Origin of the sequence: Exiguobacterium sp. SRB7LM (genome assembly GCF_015712685.1) — a bacterium.
Taxonomy (GTDB): Bacteria; Bacillota; Bacilli; order Exiguobacteriales; family Exiguobacteriaceae; genus Exiguobacterium; species Exiguobacterium profundum.
Genome location: NZ_VWVR01000002.1, coordinates 57501 through 71417, shown reverse-complemented (window position 1 = coordinate 71417; position 13917 = coordinate 57501). Strand labels below are relative to the sequence as shown.

The window sequence follows — 13917 nt, the reverse complement described above, 5'->3', positions numbered from 1 at the left end:
ATGCATCCGCCCCTCATTTATAAATCAATTACCGAATTCAATTTTAACTGTATCCGTTAGGACATCAGCGTAGCTATACGAGACACGTTCCACATTATGCAGGTCTTCATCCAATTTCACAACGAACACCGCAGGATATGTCTCAACGAGCGTTCCAAACCGAGTAACAACTTTCTTACGACCGCCGTTTGCTTTCAACGTCAATCGTTCACCAACATGCGATTCGAGTTTTTGTCTGATTTCTTGTAACGTCTTTGGCATACGCTTCACCTCACTGTTACAAGTATAGCATAATTGAATATGAAAATAAAGATTAATATTATAACGACTCGTTTTCAGGTCGTCAACTATTTTTAAGTGGTAAAATTGTGTCAGACAAACGTGCGAATTCTTCTAGGCTTAACGTCTCTCCACGACGTTTCGGATCGATTCCAGCCTCGTGAAGCGAACGTTCGAGTTCGACTTTATGTTCTTTCCCGATATAGTTTGTCAAATTGTTCAGGATGGTTTTACGGCGCTGAGCGAAGCTTGCTCGGGCCACATCAAAGAAAAATGCTTCGTCTTTCACTTGTACGGCCGGTTCTTTGCGCATCCGTAGTGTAATGACGGCCGAATCGACGTTCGGCGCTGGGATGAACACGTTTTTCGGCACGATGAAACTGACTTCTGCTTCCGCATAATACTGAATCGCAATCGATAGCGAACCGTATGCTTTCGTGCCTGGTTTTGCTCCAATCCGTTCTGCCACTTCTTTTTGAATCATCATGACGAGCGAGCGGAACTTAACGCCGCTCTCAAGCAAACGCATGATGATTGGTGTCGTGACGTAGTAAGGTAAGTTGGCGACAACCGAAATATCTTCAATACCTTCGTTTAAAAATTCTTGCTCTACGATTTCCCGTAAGTTCAGTTCCAATGCATCTCCATGGATGACTTTCACATGTGGATAAGGCGACATCGTATCATCTAAAATCGGCAAAAGACGTTGGTCGATTTCAAGCGCAACGACTTTTTTGGCACGCTTGGCCGATTGTTCGGTCAATGAGCCGATTCCGGGACCGATTTCAAGGACACCGCTCGCTTCACTCAGTTCTGCTGCTCCGACAATTTTACTCAAGATGTTCAAATCGATTAAAAAGTTTTGACCGAGCGATTTTTTGAATGAAAACCCATGTCGCTCTAAAATCGCTTTCGTTCGTTGGATTGTTGCAATGTCTTTCAACCCTGTTCCTCCTCTAATTGAGCAAGTGCCTGCTCCCACTCTTCAATCGTGACGCCGAGCGCCTCGACCCGTTTTACAAATTGTTTGGCATTCGGCTCACCGATTCGAAGCAACACCCCGAGTCGCTTCCGACGCGTCGCGGCCGCTGCTCCACCGATTAAATCCGCCTCCAACACCATTTTCCGTGTGACGATTGGTTGGTCCGTTTCGACACGCGGTTCAAACACTGCTCCTAAGACACGGCGAAGTGACTCCGGACTCGCATGTTCCACACCGATTTTCCCACGCTTGTCCTTCGCCTCGGCCCGAGGCAAGTGTGCGTGCTTACATCCTTTGACGCGTTCCTCGACAATCGCCCGAATACGATCTCCTGGATAATCTGGGTCCGTCAAAATGATGACCCCGCGCTTCTCCTGAGCACGACGGATTCGTTCAATCGTCTGATCGGATACGGCAGACCCGTTCGTTTCAATCGTATCGACGTCGAACACTTCTTGAAGTCGCGCCGTGTCGTCACGCCCTTCTACGACGATAATTTCTTGTATTTTCTCACGCATTGTCTGATCCTTCTTTCTCTTCTTCCTGCTTTGGAATCACCCAGATGGTGAGTGGTTTACGACCAAACGTTACGGCCTCTTCCTTTTCATCCATCATGATATCGATTTTTTGCCCTTTGATTGCACTTCCTGTATCCAAGGCAATCGCCATACCGATACCCTCGACATATACACGGGTCCCGAGTGGAATGATGGCAGGGTCGACCGCAATGATGCGCATGCCTTCATACAAAATCGTGTCGGTTACATCATATCCGCTTCTTGTCAGCACGCGTCCGTCGTATGTTACCGTGTCTTCCGGGTTGTTCGTATAAGCGGTCGCTTCCACAAGCAATTGTTTCGCAGATGAAAAATCGAGTACGTCATCTGTTTTCGGCGGTTCGGCAATCTCGACTTCAGCTTCCGGAATGAATGGGCTCGATTCATCCGCGGTCGTTGACTCAGGCTCGGTTACCGGTTCTGCGACTTTCTTCGTTCCCACTTTGATAATCTGCGGCATCGTTTTACGCAATGTCTCGACATCTGTTTTCGTACGATTTGTAATTGTACCATTTTCCACAGTAAGTGCATACCTTGTCCGTTCAAGTCCAGGAACCCCGACCTGCACCATTTGCATCACACCTTCTTCGAGCGTATCATCCTCTTCCTCGACCACTTCAAACGGGATCAACTCACTCTCATATTGAACGACATCACGATTCGTATTGACCGTAATCGTCAATCCTTCTCGAATCGGCGTGGAAGGGGCCGGCATGACCGTATCACTTTCCGTCACATCGATGTTCTCTTGCATTAAGAGTTGCTCCACATCCGTAGCCATTGTATAAATCGTCAACGCCTCTTGACCGACAATGAGATTCACGGCCACGACCGGTTGATATCGAATCGTCATCCCATTCGTCACCGGTGTACGGACTGATGGATACACCGTATCTCCGTCTCGTACCGTGACTCCGTATCGCAGTAAGACATCCTCTACAGTCCGCTCGCGCGTCTGCACCGTCTCCGTTTGACCGTAGCCAATCTGAAGTGAGACCTCGTGTGAACGCTCAATCCGGATTAGACGGTCGTCTGGTACATCTTCACTGAGCGCCGGTGTGACATAATCTGATTCATCTAGTGTGATATTTAACTCTTCGAGCACCTCGAGAACCGAGTCGGCTCGTGTCTCATGCTCGATCACCACACCGTCATCGACGATTCGAATCGATTCAGGTTGTAACATCACGTACGCCACAGAAGCTGTCGCAATAATACCGATACTCGCTAATACACGCTTGATCATGGGAGTCGGAACAACTTCTTCGCGTTGACTGTCGTAGCAGCAGCGAGTTCATCGTAAGGCATATCGCGAAGAGTGGCGATTTCTTCGGCTACATATTTGACGTACGCTGGTTCATTTCGCTTTCCACGGAACGGTGTTGGGGTCAAGTACGGGCAGTCCGTCTCGACAAGCAGACGATCCAGTGGCACTTCTTGCGCCACCGCCTTCGGAACTTTCGCATTTTTGAACGTGACCGGTCCTCCTAACGAAATATAGAAGTTCAAGTCTAAGCACCGAGGCAAAAGTTCGACGGACATGCTGTAACTATGGAACACACCACCGACTTCTTCAGCATGCTCTTCTTCTAAAATATCAAGGACATCTGCCGTTGCTTCTCGGTTATGAATGACAATTGGCATATTCGTTCGCTTGGCAATGGCGATCTGTTGACGGAAGAGGCGCTGTTGCACGTCTTTCGGTGATTTGTCCCAATGATAATCGAGACCGATTTCACCGAGTGCCATGACTTTCGGATGACTCATGAGTGTTTCGATTCGTGCTAAATCCGCATCCGTACAGTCAATCGCATCAACAGGATGCCATCCGACAATGGCATAAATATCTTCATGCGTTTCTGCCAGTTCAATGGCTCGATCGATGGTCGGTGTATCAAATCCAACGACGAGTAGCGGAGAAACGCCCGCTTCTCTCGCTCGCTCAATCGTCTCCTCCACGTCTTCACTGAACTGTTCCGCATTGATGTGCGTATGTGTATCAATTAACATCTTGTTTCCTCCTTAGAAAAAGAGAGGGAGACCGCGGTCTCCCCCATTCCATTATTTGACGATGGCACCGTTCGGCATCTGGTCTGAGACCGTCGCGAGCTCTAGTTTCCCGTCACGATCTGCCGCTAGAATCATCCCTTGCGAGAGTTCTCCACGGAGCTTGACTGGTTTCAAGTTTGCGACAACGATGACTTTCTTGCCAACCAAATCTTCAGGGGCATACCATTCAGCGATACCAGACACGATTTGACGCGTCTCTTTCCCAAGGTCGACTTGAAGTTTCAACAGTTTCTTCGCTTTTTTAATCTTATCGGCTTCGACGATTTGACCGACACGGAATTCGACTTGGTCGAAGACATCAATCGTGATTTCAGGACGAATGTCTTCGTCAGCTTCTTCTACTGATGCCGTCTCCGTCTCTTCAATCCGTGCTTTAGACGCCTGACGCATCATTTCTTGGATTGCATCGACTTCTTCTTTCACATCACGACGTGGGAAAATCGGTGTCCCGTCCGTCACGACTGCGTCATTAAAGTCTGCGAATGTATCCAACGCCTCCCATGACATATCCTCTCCCTCGAGTCCGAGCTGACGGAACATCTCTTTTGGAGCGCGCGTCATGAATGGTTGAATCATGATGGCAACATGACGAAGTACACCCGCAAGATGTGTCATGACAGAAGCCAGCTCCTCGCGCTTCGACTCCTCTTTCACGAGAACCCATGGTTGTGTCTCATCGATATATTTATTCGCACGGCTGACGAGTTGCCAAATATTTGTGAGTGCGACCGAAAACTCCATGTGCTCCATGGCTTCTTCTGTTTTGCGTGTCGTCTCTTTCACCACGTTCAACAATTCTGCATCAAATACCGTGACATTTCCGTTATATGCCGGAATGTTTCCGTTGAAGTACTTTTTAATCATCGCAATGGTGCGATTCAATAAGTTTCCGAGGTCGTTCGCTAAATCAAAGTTCAAGCGGTCAACGAACGCTTCCGGCGTGAACGTGCCATCCGCTCCGAATGGAACTTCACGGAGAAGGTAATAGCGGACCGAGTCGAGGCCGTAACGATCAATCAATGGGATCGGGTCCACGACGTTCCCTTTCGATTTCGACATCTTCCCATCCTTCATGAGCAACCATCCGTGCGCAAATACTTGCTTCGGTAATGGAAGATCAAGCGCCATTAAGAGGGCTGGCCAAATGATCGTATGGAAACGTACGATTTCTTTCCCTACCAAATGAACGTCTGCTGGCCAGTAACGGTTGAAGAGTTCATCGTTGTCTGTGCCGTATCCGAGTGATGAGATATAGTTTGTGAGCGCATCGACCCATACGTACACGACGTGCTTCGGGTTCGATGGAACTTGTACGCCCCAGTCAAATGTCGTACGTGATACAGCCAAATCTTGAAGACCTGGCTTTAAGAAGTTATTGATCATCTCGGTTTTACGAGATTCTGGCAAAATAAAATCAGGATGTGACTCAAAATATTCAATCAAGCGGTCCGCGTATTTACTGAGGCGGAAGAAGTAGCACTCCTCACGAACGAGTTCGACCGGATGTCCACTGTCAGGACTTTTTCCATCGACGAGCTGCGATTCAGTGTAGTATGTCTCATCCGGTACGGAATACCATCCTTCGTACTCACCGAGGTAGATGTCCCCATTTTTAAGTAATGTCTCGAAAACATGCTCGACCACTTTCTTATGACGGTCCTCTGTCGTACGGATGTAGTCATCGTACGAGATTTCAAGACGGTCCCATAAGACCTTGATCTCTTCCACGACTTCATCCACGAAAGCTTGTGGTGTCACGCCTGCTTCTTTCGCTTTTTCTTGAATCTTTTGACCGTGCTCATCCGTTCCTGTCAAATAACGGACATCAAAACCTTTTAAGCGTTTGTAGCGCGCAATCGCATCACCTGCTACCGTGGTATATGCGTGACCGATGTGCAGTTTTGCACTCGGATAATAAATTGGGGTTGTAATATAAAAAGTCGGCTTCGCCATGATTTATTCTCCATCCTTTCGACATATGCAATTTCCATTATACACGGTTCGACAAAAGAATTTCCAAACCTAATTGTTTGGAATTTTTTTGCGTTTTCTTCGTCATAAATGTTCCAAAAATACCCTTTCTTTGTTTCAAGTTCAAACTTACGGGGAAATTTAGGTATATATCGTTCTTGATTCGACAAATTTCGAAAATTTACTTTTCCAGATAGTAAGCAGTTGACTGCAATTGGAAAGTTTAGTATGCTTTTTGCTGTAGTCACATTGTCGAATTTTGACGATTCATGTCACCACGAGATTTCGACATCATTGGAGGAGGAAACACAAAATGAAATCTACAGGTATTGTACGTAAGGTTGATGAGCTTGGTCGTGTCGTTATTCCAATCGAATTGCGTCGTACACTCGGTATCGCAGAGAAAGATGCTCTCGAGATTTACGTCGACAACGATCAAATCGTTTTGAAAAAATATAAGCCAAACATGACTTGCCAAGTCACAGGCGAAGTATCAGATGATAACTTCAAATTGGCAGACGGCAAACTCATCTTGTCACCAGAAGGTGCACAACGTGTTCTCGTTGAGTTGAAGAACATGCTCGAAAATTACTACAGCGAAGAGTAAGCAAGGATTTCCTTGCTTACTCTTTTTTATGCAATTGATGATACGTATCGTATACATCATTCCGAGACTCGCCGCGGTCTTTCGCAGTTTGTTTGATTGCCGCGTTTGGTTTCAGTCCTTCTTCGATATAGTGAACCACGTGCTCGTATGCAGATAGTGTTTCCCACCATGTTGTCGTAGGTGCCGCCTCTGTCGCTCCACTCACCAAGACGACAAACTCACCACGCACTTCACCCTCGCACCATGTCAACGCCTCATCCACAGTTCCTCTCAAAAACTCTTCAAACGTTTTTGTCAGTTCACGACCTAATACGATTTGTCGATTCCCGAACACTTGTCGAATCGCTGTCAACATCTCTTTCAAACGATGAGGAGCCTCATAAAAAATGACGGTGCCAGGTTCGTATTGAATCGATTCGAGAACCTCAACCCGATCCTTCTTCTTACGCGGCAAGAAACCGTAATAGAGAAAACGTTCAGTTGCAAGACCGGATGCGACGAGTGCCGTAAGTGCTGCATTCGCACCGGGTAAGACGACAACCGGGATGTTTGCCTCAATGGCTAATCGCACGAGATCGCTTCCCGGGTCTGAAATTCCAGGCATACCTGCATCTGAGACAACGGCAATCGATTTCCCTGACAACAGATCGTCAATCAGTCTTGGACCACTCACTTCTTTATTGTGTTCATGATAGCTAATCAATTTTGTCGCAATGTCAAAGTGTCGGCAAAGCTTCATCGTTTGTCGTGTGTCTTCCGCTGCGATTAAGTCTACTTCCTGAAGGGTCCGTACCGCGCGATACGTCATATCCTCCAAGTTCCCAATTGGGGTCGGCACGACATACAACGTCGGTTGTTCAGTTTGATAGCTCTTCTGTGAATTCATTGGTCGTCCCCTCCATCAACTTCTCTTTTTGTGCTCGGGTCAATTGCTTGATGGACCATTCGTATCGCATGGCCTCCCGCTTCGTCTCAAACGATTGTACGTACCGAAGTCGTACAGGGAGACGAGCTTTCGTATATTTCGCACCTTTCCCGGCATTATGTGCAAGGAGTCGCTTTTCCACGTCTGTCGTATAGCCCGTGTAGTACGTTCCATCACCGCATTCCAAGATGTACGTATAATGTTTAGGCATCGAGAATAGCTCGCATCGCTTCTGTATACGTATCGTCTTCTTCATAGACAACAAATGGCGGTAAAATTTTAAGACCTGCTTTTCCATCTTTCGATCCCTCGATTAATAAGGTATTCGCCTCGCGTCCCGCTTTCGGGTAAACGAGTTGCATTCGTTTTGGTTCAATTCGATACGCACGCATCAACGTCAGGATATCAAGTAAACGTTCTGGCCGATGCACGAACGCCACTTTCCCTCCCGGTTTGACGAGTTGACTGGCCGTCCTGATGCAATCTTCCAACGTGCACAGCACTTCATGGCGCGCAATCGTATGATGCTCATTTTGATTTCGGAGTGACGTCTCGTTCGCTAAAAAGTAGGGCGGGTTACATGTGACTACGTCATATCGTGCATGCCCGAGCTGCGCCGCTGCCGTTTTCACATCGCCCTCCACCACTCGAATTCGCTCTTCAAGACGATTGACCGCCATGCTTCGATTCGCCATGTCGACCAGTTTCGATTGAATCTCCACACCTGTTATCGTTCCTTTTGTACGATATGACAAAAAGAGCGGGATTGCCCCGGTGCCAGCACACAAATCGACCAGTTGTCCTTTTTGGATAGGCACCCATACAAACTCTGCAAGCAGTACCGCATCTAATGAAAATGAGAACACATCATCACTTTGAATGATTTTACCTGGACGTCCGAGCAAATCATCAAGGCGTTCTCCATCCTTAACCGTTACCATCGTTTCCTCCTTCTATAAAAGAAAGGCGACGGATAGGGAACCCCTATCTATCGCCCCGTATTAATGTTTATTGAGCATCGACAAACAGAAGAGACAGTCCCCATCTTTTCGTACCTGTCCGTAATGGAGGTTACAAATGTGGAATCCTTCTTGATACAGCGCAGCCAAATTGTTCTGCCCTTTCCCAGACAATGCGATTTGTGAATCACCATTTGTCGTATCAACTTCTGCCAATTGTTCGACTTTTTCGCGTAAGTGATGATTCTCTAGATACATATGCTGGTTCTCTTCAAGCAAATAAGCGAGCTGCTCTTTTAACACGCCTAAATGTTCGGTGAGGAGCTGCATCTGTTGCTCGATCGCATCCACCCGCATCATCACTTCTTTTTTGTCCATTCTTTCCACTGCTCAGCACCCCATCACTGTTTTGACGGTTTTCGTTTAATCGCACCCACTTCAACGAGTTCATCAATCGTATACGTGACGACACGCGTCCGATCGTGGAGCTCGACTTGAATGAGTTGGTCCAAAATGTTAAGACCGATTACCCGACCATCACCTTCTGGAATTTTGATTCGCTTGCCGACGTCTGGTAAATCACGTTTCAGTTCTTCATATGTGTCATTCTCATATTTCAAACAGCACATCAGACGACCACATACTCCAGAGATCTTATTCGGATTCAACGAGAGATTCTGGTCTTTGGCCATTTTGATCGAGACCGGTTCGAATTCCCCAAGAAATGACGAGCAGCAAAGAACCCGACCACATGGCCCAATCCCGCTAAGGAGTTTCGCTTCATCACGAACACCGATTTGTCGGAGCTCGATTCGTGTCCGAAACACACTAGCTAAGTCTTTTACCAATTCTCGAAAGTCGACGCGACCCTCGGCAGTAAAATAAAAGATCACTTTATTGCGATCAAATGTATACTCAACATCAACTAGCTTCATTTCTAATTGATGTTCTCGAATTTTTTCTTCACAGACGGCGTGAGCATCAACGGCTGCCAGTCGATTATCGCGTACGATATCCGCATCCTTTTGGTCCGCGACACGAAGGATTGTCTTCAACGGCAGGACGACTTCGTCTTCGCCGAGCCGCTTGTTGACTTGGACGATTTCCCCATACTCAATGCCACGTACCGTTTCAACGATGACATGGTCCCCACGTTTAAGCGTTGCATCGCCTGGTGAAAAGTAATAGATTTTTCCCGCTTCTTTAAAACGGACTCCAACTACTTCAAGCACGCGCTTCTATCCTTTCTGCAAATCGAACGAAAGTCGTTCGAACGTTAATTGAGGATTGACGTTTGCCTCAAGTCGCCAAATGGCCGCATGTACACTTTCAATCGCATGTGTAAGCTTCGTGACAGATCGATTTTGGATAAATGCGTTGTACAAGGCGACCTCATTCTTAAATAGCTTCGGAGCATACATATCTCGCACTTTTAAATGAAGTGCCTCCTCTAGCCAATGTTCGAATAATTCAAGACCAACTCGCAACTCATTCCGTCCTTTGAAATGCCCTAACCATTTTTCTTGTGCGAACAAGAGCAACTCTTGAGGTCGTTTCGTCAATACTTCAATTAATTGTACCACTAGCCCATACGCCTGTACAAACCACTCCTGCTCAAGCGCTTCTTTCGCGTCATCCCATTTCGGATAAACGGTCAAGGCAAGGTATGCCAAATCATACGTACAGGACAGTTCTTCTGACATCGTTTGCGCCAATTGGGCTCGGTCGATTGGACGAAAAGCAAGTTGTTGCGCGCGCGAACGAATCGTCGGAAGAAGCAACTGTGGTTGTGTCGTCACTAAAATAGCAAGCTTTCCTACTCCCGGTTCTTCAAAGAATTTCAGTAGACTGTTTGCCGCTTGAGTCGTCATCTTGTGCGCTTGATGAATGACGTACACTTGGCGATCACCTTCAGCACCTCGTAGTGATAAATCACTGAGCAATTGCTGAATCTGTTCTTTTTTTATACTCGCACCGTCCGGCTCCACTTCGATGTAGTCGACAATGTTTTTAGAATCCATACGCCGACAGTTTCGACACACTCCACAAGGCTCTGCACCATCTGGTGATTCACAAAATAAGGCTTTGGCGAACAATGTGGCTGTATCAATCAAATAAGGCTCATAATCTCCTGAGAAGATATACGCATGCCCCACTTTATTCGAAACGATTGAATTTTGAATGATGCGAGAAACGACAGTTTGCGACTCGCTCAATTCTTGAAAACGCATATGCCCAACTCCCATTAAAACTGATGGAATCCTTCGATCGGCAAGACGAATACCGTCGCCCCTCCGACTTGTACTTCGACTGGGTAAGGAATATACGAATCCGCATGTCCTCCCATCGGTGAAATCGGCGTGATCATTTGGTCACGGCTCGAGCAGTTCGATTGAATCACGTCCATCAAATCATCAAGACGCTCTTGTGGAATCCCCATCATAAACGTTGTATTACCTTCTTTTAAAAATCCACCAGTCGTGGCTAACTTTGTTGCGCGAAAATCTTGCTCGACGAGTGCGTCGGACAAACGTGCGCTATCCTTATCATGTACGATTGCAATTACCATTTTCATCATATTTGTACGCCTCCTTGTTGTAGTCGTTCAATTGTATAATCAAGCACCTCATCTTGAATGCATTCAATCGATTGATCAGCATCAATCCGAACGATTCGTTCTGGATACTGTTTCAGTAACGTTTGGAATCCTGCATAGACACGCTCGTGGAATGCTTGATCACGACTCTCAATTCGATCAAGCTGTCCCCGATCCTTCATACGTGCACTTGCCCGTTCCGGGTTTAAATCAAATAAAAAGGTTAGATCGGGTGTGAGACCATTCGTTGCCCATTCATTTAATGACCGAATCTGATCAAGGTCATACTGCAATCCATATCCTTGATAAGCAATGGATGCATCGATGAACCGGTCGCAGAGGACAATCGCGCCCCGCTCTAACGCTGGACGAATCACTTGTTCCACGTTCTGTGCCCGTGACGCGGCATAGAGCATCATCTCCACGCGTGGGGTCATCTCATGATGATCCGGCGATAATAACACTTCGCGAATCTGATTCCCGACCGTTGTTCCTCCGGGTTCTCGGGTCACGACAATGTCATATCCTTTTTGCTTTAAGTTTTCTACTAATAATTGAAGCTGTGTGGACTTTCCTGATCCATCAGGTCCTTCAACCGTTATAAACATTCCGTTCACGTTTTAAAACTCCTCTACAATAACGTCAATTTGCTCTATCATAACATGCTTACTAGCTTGAAGCTTCCTCCCTAAAGAAATCCATTCCCGGAGCACACGGATTTTTTCTTCTGTAATACGCTCTCCTTTTAGAATCCATGGAATACCTGGTGGGTATGGAATCACCGTCTCTGCTGAAATCAATCCAATTGCTTGGTCGAAAAGAACTCGCTGCATTGGAAGAGCTGTTACAGACGTATATAGTTCAGACACGCGCTCGGTTTGTGGAAATGGGAAAATCGTTTCATCGTCTTCAATGATCGGCACATGAGTAGATGCTTTTTTTATTAATTTGATCCAATGCTCGATTTCCTGTTTCTCTATTTCCCTTAATGGCAAGCAGAATAACACATGATCGACTGCCGCCAACTCGATGTCTATGCCGATTGAGGCGAGATGCTGACTAAAGATCAATCCATTCTTTGGATAAGTCAGAATCGTCACCTTCGTAAAGTCATCTCCGACTTTTACAACAAAACCAGCTCGTTTTAATTCAAGAACAAATTGTGCATGGCTTTTTTGGATAGCAGACCATTCCTCATCCGTTAAACGTTCTAGATAAGAACGAGCATAATCCAATGAAGCCATGATGAGATAAGACGGACTCGAGGTCTGGAAAGAGGCTAATGCATGCTTCAAACGCGCTTCATCGATATTATCTTTATAGTGAACCCAAGCCCCCATGGTTAAGGCAGGCAACGTTTTATGCGCGGACTGTACGACTGCGCTCGCTCCTTCGAAGATTGCAGAGCGACGTGGCAACTGTGGATGAATTAAATGAGCGCCGTGTGCTTCATCGACAAGCAATGGAATGTCTAATAGTGTCAAATAGTCTGAAATCGTTCGAATGTCTGCCATATCCCCGTAATAGGTTGGAGACGTCAACATGACGGCTCTCCCTCCAGGAAATTCTTGAATGGCCTGTTTAATCGTATCTAATGTTACGACCGTCGGGATACCTGTGCCGCGTTCAATGGTAGGCGTTAGTAATACTGGCTTTAATCCTAACCACTCGATCGCGTTCCAAATCGATTTATGTGAGTTCCGTTGAACATATACCTGTTCACCACGTTTCACTGTTGCCGCGAGCATACTCCAATTTCCCACAGTCGATCCGTTGACAAGCCATTTACTTTTACTCTCATACAACTTACCCAATGCACATTCTGCTTGCTCAATGATTCCCGAGGCATCGTGCAAATCGTCTAAATGTGCTAGCTCAGTCAAATCGTAAGGCATGACTTTTGCGAATGCATCAGGTAAGCGATCATCAACCACTGTACCGTTATGATGACCTGGTACGTGGAAAGAGACGCGGTGTTCACGAACATGCTGTTCTAGAACCTCTAAAAATGTAAATGGATTTTCCCGAGCAGGAGCCATCTGTCATTCCTCCTAAACTATCAAAATATGAAAAAAGACGATCAAGCATATGCTTGATCGTCTTCTACGTTGGCCTGGCAACGTCCTATCCTCACAGGGGGAGATCCCCCAACTACTTTCGGCGCTGAGACGCTTAACTTCCGTGTTCGGCATGGGAACGGGTGTGGCCGTCTCGCTATCGCCACCAGACAAAATGAATATTAACACCGCGTCATACGCATGTCAATATTGTTTTAGGGCTTGTTCCCTGAAAACTGAGGATTCATCAACACAAACCATTAGACTAGATCAAAGCCTCGACCGATTAGTATCATTCAGCTCCACGTGTCGCCACGCTTCCACCCATGACCTATCTACCTCATCGTCTCTGAGGGGTCTTTCTTGATTGCTCAAAGGGAAATCTCATCTCGGAGGGGGCTTCATGCTTAGATGCTTTCAGCACTTATCCCGTCCGCACGTAGCTACCCAGCGGTGCTCCTGGCGGAACAACTGGTACACCAGCGGTGCGTCCATCCCGGTCCTCTCGTACTAAGGACAGCTCTCCTCAAATTTCCTGCGCCCACGACGGATAGGGACCGAACTGTCTCACGACGTTCTGAACCCAGCTCGCGTACCGCTTTAATGGGCGAACAGCCCAACCCTTGGGACCTACTCCAGCCCCAGGATGCGATGAGCCGACATCGAGGTGCCAAACCTCCCCGTCGATGTGGACTCTTGGGGGAGATCAGCCTGTTATCCCCAGGGTAGCTTTTATCCGTTGAGCGATGGCCCTTCCATGCGGAACCACCGGATCACTAAGCCCGACTTTCGTCCCTGCTCGACTTGTAGGTCTCGCAGTCAAGCTCCCTTCTGCCTTTGCACTCTTCGAATGATTTCCAACCATTCTGAGGGAACCTTTGGGCGCCTCCGTTACTGTTTAGGAGGCGACCGCC

The 13917-nt window shown here is 47.0% G+C and carries 16 protein-coding genes and 2 rRNA genes (1 of these 18 cut by a window edge); 1 reads left to right on the top strand and 17 read right to left on the bottom strand.

Features of this window, described 5'->3' with window-relative positions; all coding sequences use genetic code 11:
- Nucleotides 1–24 precede the first annotated feature (24 nt).
- The 6 genes from F3H97_RS00445 to metG form a co-directional block, all read right to left on the bottom strand.
- The gene (locus F3H97_RS00445) at nucleotides 25–261 is read right to left on the bottom strand and encodes a Veg family protein (protein WP_012727736.1); all 237 of its coding nucleotides are present in this window, start codon (nucleotides 259–261) and stop codon (nucleotides 25–27) included.
- Between the two features lie 82 nt (nucleotides 262–343).
- Nucleotides 344–1222 carry a 16S rRNA (adenine(1518)-N(6)/adenine(1519)-N(6))-dimethyltransferase RsmA gene (gene rsmA / locus F3H97_RS00440; protein WP_159563173.1) on the bottom strand — a complete coding sequence of 293 codons (879 nt, stop codon included), beginning with the start codon at nucleotides 1220–1222 and terminating at the stop codon, nucleotides 344–346.
- Nucleotides 1219–1779, bottom strand: coding sequence for a ribonuclease M5 (rnmV, locus tag F3H97_RS00435; RefSeq protein WP_074035294.1), 561 nt, complete (start codon nucleotides 1777–1779; stop codon nucleotides 1219–1221). Before rnmV ends, rsmA begins: the two co-directional genes overlap by 4 nt.
- Nucleotides 1772–3064, bottom strand: a complete 1293-nt coding sequence (locus tag F3H97_RS00430; protein ID WP_196430276.1) for a 3D domain-containing protein — start codon at nucleotides 3062–3064, stop codon at nucleotides 1772–1774. The genes rnmV and F3H97_RS00430 overlap by 8 nt, the downstream gene beginning before the upstream one ends.
- A complete protein-coding gene (locus tag F3H97_RS00425; RefSeq protein WP_159563175.1) occupies nucleotides 3061–3828 on the bottom strand; it encodes a TatD family hydrolase in 768 nt (255 codons plus the stop codon). Before F3H97_RS00425 ends, F3H97_RS00430 begins: the two co-directional genes overlap by 4 nt.
- A 51-nt stretch (nucleotides 3829–3879) precedes the next feature.
- Nucleotides 3880–5841 carry a methionine--tRNA ligase gene (metG, locus tag F3H97_RS00420; protein ID WP_196430275.1) on the bottom strand — a complete coding sequence of 654 codons (1962 nt, stop codon included), beginning with the start codon at nucleotides 5839–5841 and terminating at the stop codon, nucleotides 3880–3882.
- A 331-nt stretch (nucleotides 5842–6172) separates the two neighbouring features.
- Here metG and F3H97_RS00415 point away from each other — a divergent pair, with 331 nt between their 5' ends.
- Entirely contained in the window at nucleotides 6173–6466 is a 294-nt protein-coding gene (locus tag F3H97_RS00415) for a transition state genes transcriptional regulator AbrB (protein WP_012727742.1), read from the top strand.
- Nucleotides 6467–6482: 16 nt separating this feature from the next.
- Here the strand turns inward: F3H97_RS00415 and rsmI are convergent, their stop codons facing one another.
- From rsmI to F3H97_RS00360, 11 genes are all read right to left on the bottom strand, one after another.
- Nucleotides 6483–7352, bottom strand: a complete 870-nt coding sequence (gene rsmI, locus F3H97_RS00410; RefSeq protein ID WP_196430274.1) for a 16S rRNA (cytidine(1402)-2'-O)-methyltransferase — start codon at nucleotides 7350–7352, stop codon at nucleotides 6483–6485.
- Entirely contained in the window at nucleotides 7324–7602 is a 279-nt protein-coding gene (locus F3H97_RS00405; RefSeq protein ID WP_012727744.1) for a GIY-YIG nuclease family protein, read from the bottom strand. The genes rsmI and F3H97_RS00405 overlap by 29 nt, the downstream gene beginning before the upstream one ends.
- A complete protein-coding gene (locus tag F3H97_RS00400) occupies nucleotides 7595–8332 on the bottom strand; it encodes a tRNA1(Val) (adenine(37)-N6)-methyltransferase (protein ID WP_159563179.1) in 738 nt (245 codons plus the stop codon). Before F3H97_RS00400 ends, F3H97_RS00405 begins: the two co-directional genes overlap by 8 nt.
- A gap of 60 nt (nucleotides 8333–8392) precedes the next feature.
- Entirely contained in the window at nucleotides 8393–8728 is a 336-nt protein-coding gene (gene yabA / locus F3H97_RS00395) for a DNA replication initiation control protein YabA (RefSeq protein ID WP_012727746.1), read from the bottom strand.
- Nucleotides 8729–8751: 23 nt separating this feature from the next.
- Nucleotides 8752–9582, bottom strand: coding sequence for a PSP1 domain-containing protein (locus tag F3H97_RS00390; protein ID WP_196430273.1), 831 nt, complete (start codon nucleotides 9580–9582; stop codon nucleotides 8752–8754).
- Nucleotides 9583–9588: 6 nt separating this feature from the next.
- Nucleotides 9589–10581: a DNA polymerase III subunit delta' gene (locus tag F3H97_RS00385; protein ID WP_196430272.1), complete on the bottom strand. Its 993-nt coding sequence runs from the start codon at nucleotides 10579–10581 to the stop codon at nucleotides 9589–9591.
- A gap of 14 nt (nucleotides 10582–10595) precedes the next feature.
- Complete coding sequence (locus F3H97_RS00380; protein WP_031421800.1) at nucleotides 10596–10925, bottom strand: cyclic-di-AMP receptor; 330 nt, start codon at nucleotides 10923–10925, stop codon at nucleotides 10596–10598.
- The gene (gene tmk / locus F3H97_RS00375) at nucleotides 10925–11563 is read right to left on the bottom strand and encodes a dTMP kinase (RefSeq protein ID WP_159563180.1); all 639 of its coding nucleotides are present in this window, start codon (nucleotides 11561–11563) and stop codon (nucleotides 10925–10927) included. Before tmk ends, F3H97_RS00380 begins: the two co-directional genes overlap by 1 nt.
- Before the next feature lie 3 nt (nucleotides 11564–11566).
- Complete coding sequence (locus F3H97_RS00370; RefSeq protein WP_196430271.1) at nucleotides 11567–12985, bottom strand: aminotransferase class I/II-fold pyridoxal phosphate-dependent enzyme; 1419 nt, start codon at nucleotides 12983–12985, stop codon at nucleotides 11567–11569.
- 72 nt (nucleotides 12986–13057) lie between these two features.
- Nucleotides 13058–13174: ribosomal RNA gene (gene rrf / locus F3H97_RS00365) — 5S ribosomal RNA — on the bottom strand.
- A 95-nt stretch (nucleotides 13175–13269) separates the two neighbouring features.
- A 23S ribosomal RNA gene (locus tag F3H97_RS00360) occupies nucleotides 13270–13917 on the bottom strand (it continues 2265 nt past the right edge of the window).

Coding starts and splice junctions, on each gene's coding strand:
- F3H97_RS00370 (WP_196430271.1), bottom strand. CDS start 12,985: ATGGCTCCTGCTCGGGAAAATCCATTTACATTTTTAGAGGTTCTAGAA.
- F3H97_RS00380 (WP_031421800.1), bottom strand. CDS start 10,925: ATGAAAATGGTAATTGCAATCGTACATGATAAGGATAGCGCACGTTTG.
- F3H97_RS00445 (WP_012727736.1), bottom strand. CDS start 261: ATGCCAAAGACGTTACAAGAAATCAGACAAAAACTCGAATCGCATGTT.
- rnmV (WP_074035294.1), bottom strand. CDS start 1,779: ATGCGTGAGAAAATACAAGAAATTATCGTCGTAGAAGGGCGTGACGAC.
- F3H97_RS00415 (WP_012727742.1), top strand. CDS start 6,173: ATGAAATCTACAGGTATTGTACGTAAGGTTGATGAGCTTGGTCGTGTC.
- yabA (WP_012727746.1), bottom strand. CDS start 8,728: ATGGACAAAAAAGAAGTGATGATGCGGGTGGATGCGATCGAGCAACAG.
- rsmI (WP_196430274.1), bottom strand. CDS start 7,352: ATGAATTCACAGAAGAGCTATCAAACTGAACAACCGACGTTGTATGTC.
- metG (WP_196430275.1), bottom strand. CDS start 5,841: ATGGCGAAGCCGACTTTTTATATTACAACCCCAATTTATTATCCGAGT.
- F3H97_RS00400 (WP_159563179.1), bottom strand. CDS start 8,332: ATGGTAACGGTTAAGGATGGAGAACGCCTTGATGATTTGCTCGGACGT.
- F3H97_RS00425 (WP_159563175.1), bottom strand. CDS start 3,828: ATGTTAATTGATACACATACGCACATCAATGCGGAACAGTTCAGTGAA.
- F3H97_RS00405 (WP_012727744.1), bottom strand. CDS start 7,602: ATGCCTAAACATTATACGTACATCTTGGAATGCGGTGATGGAACGTAC.
- F3H97_RS00430 (WP_196430276.1), bottom strand. CDS start 3,064: ATGATCAAGCGTGTATTAGCGAGTATCGGTATTATTGCGACAGCTTCT.
- F3H97_RS00385 (WP_196430272.1), bottom strand. CDS start 10,581: ATGCGTTTTCAAGAATTGAGCGAGTCGCAAACTGTCGTTTCTCGCATC.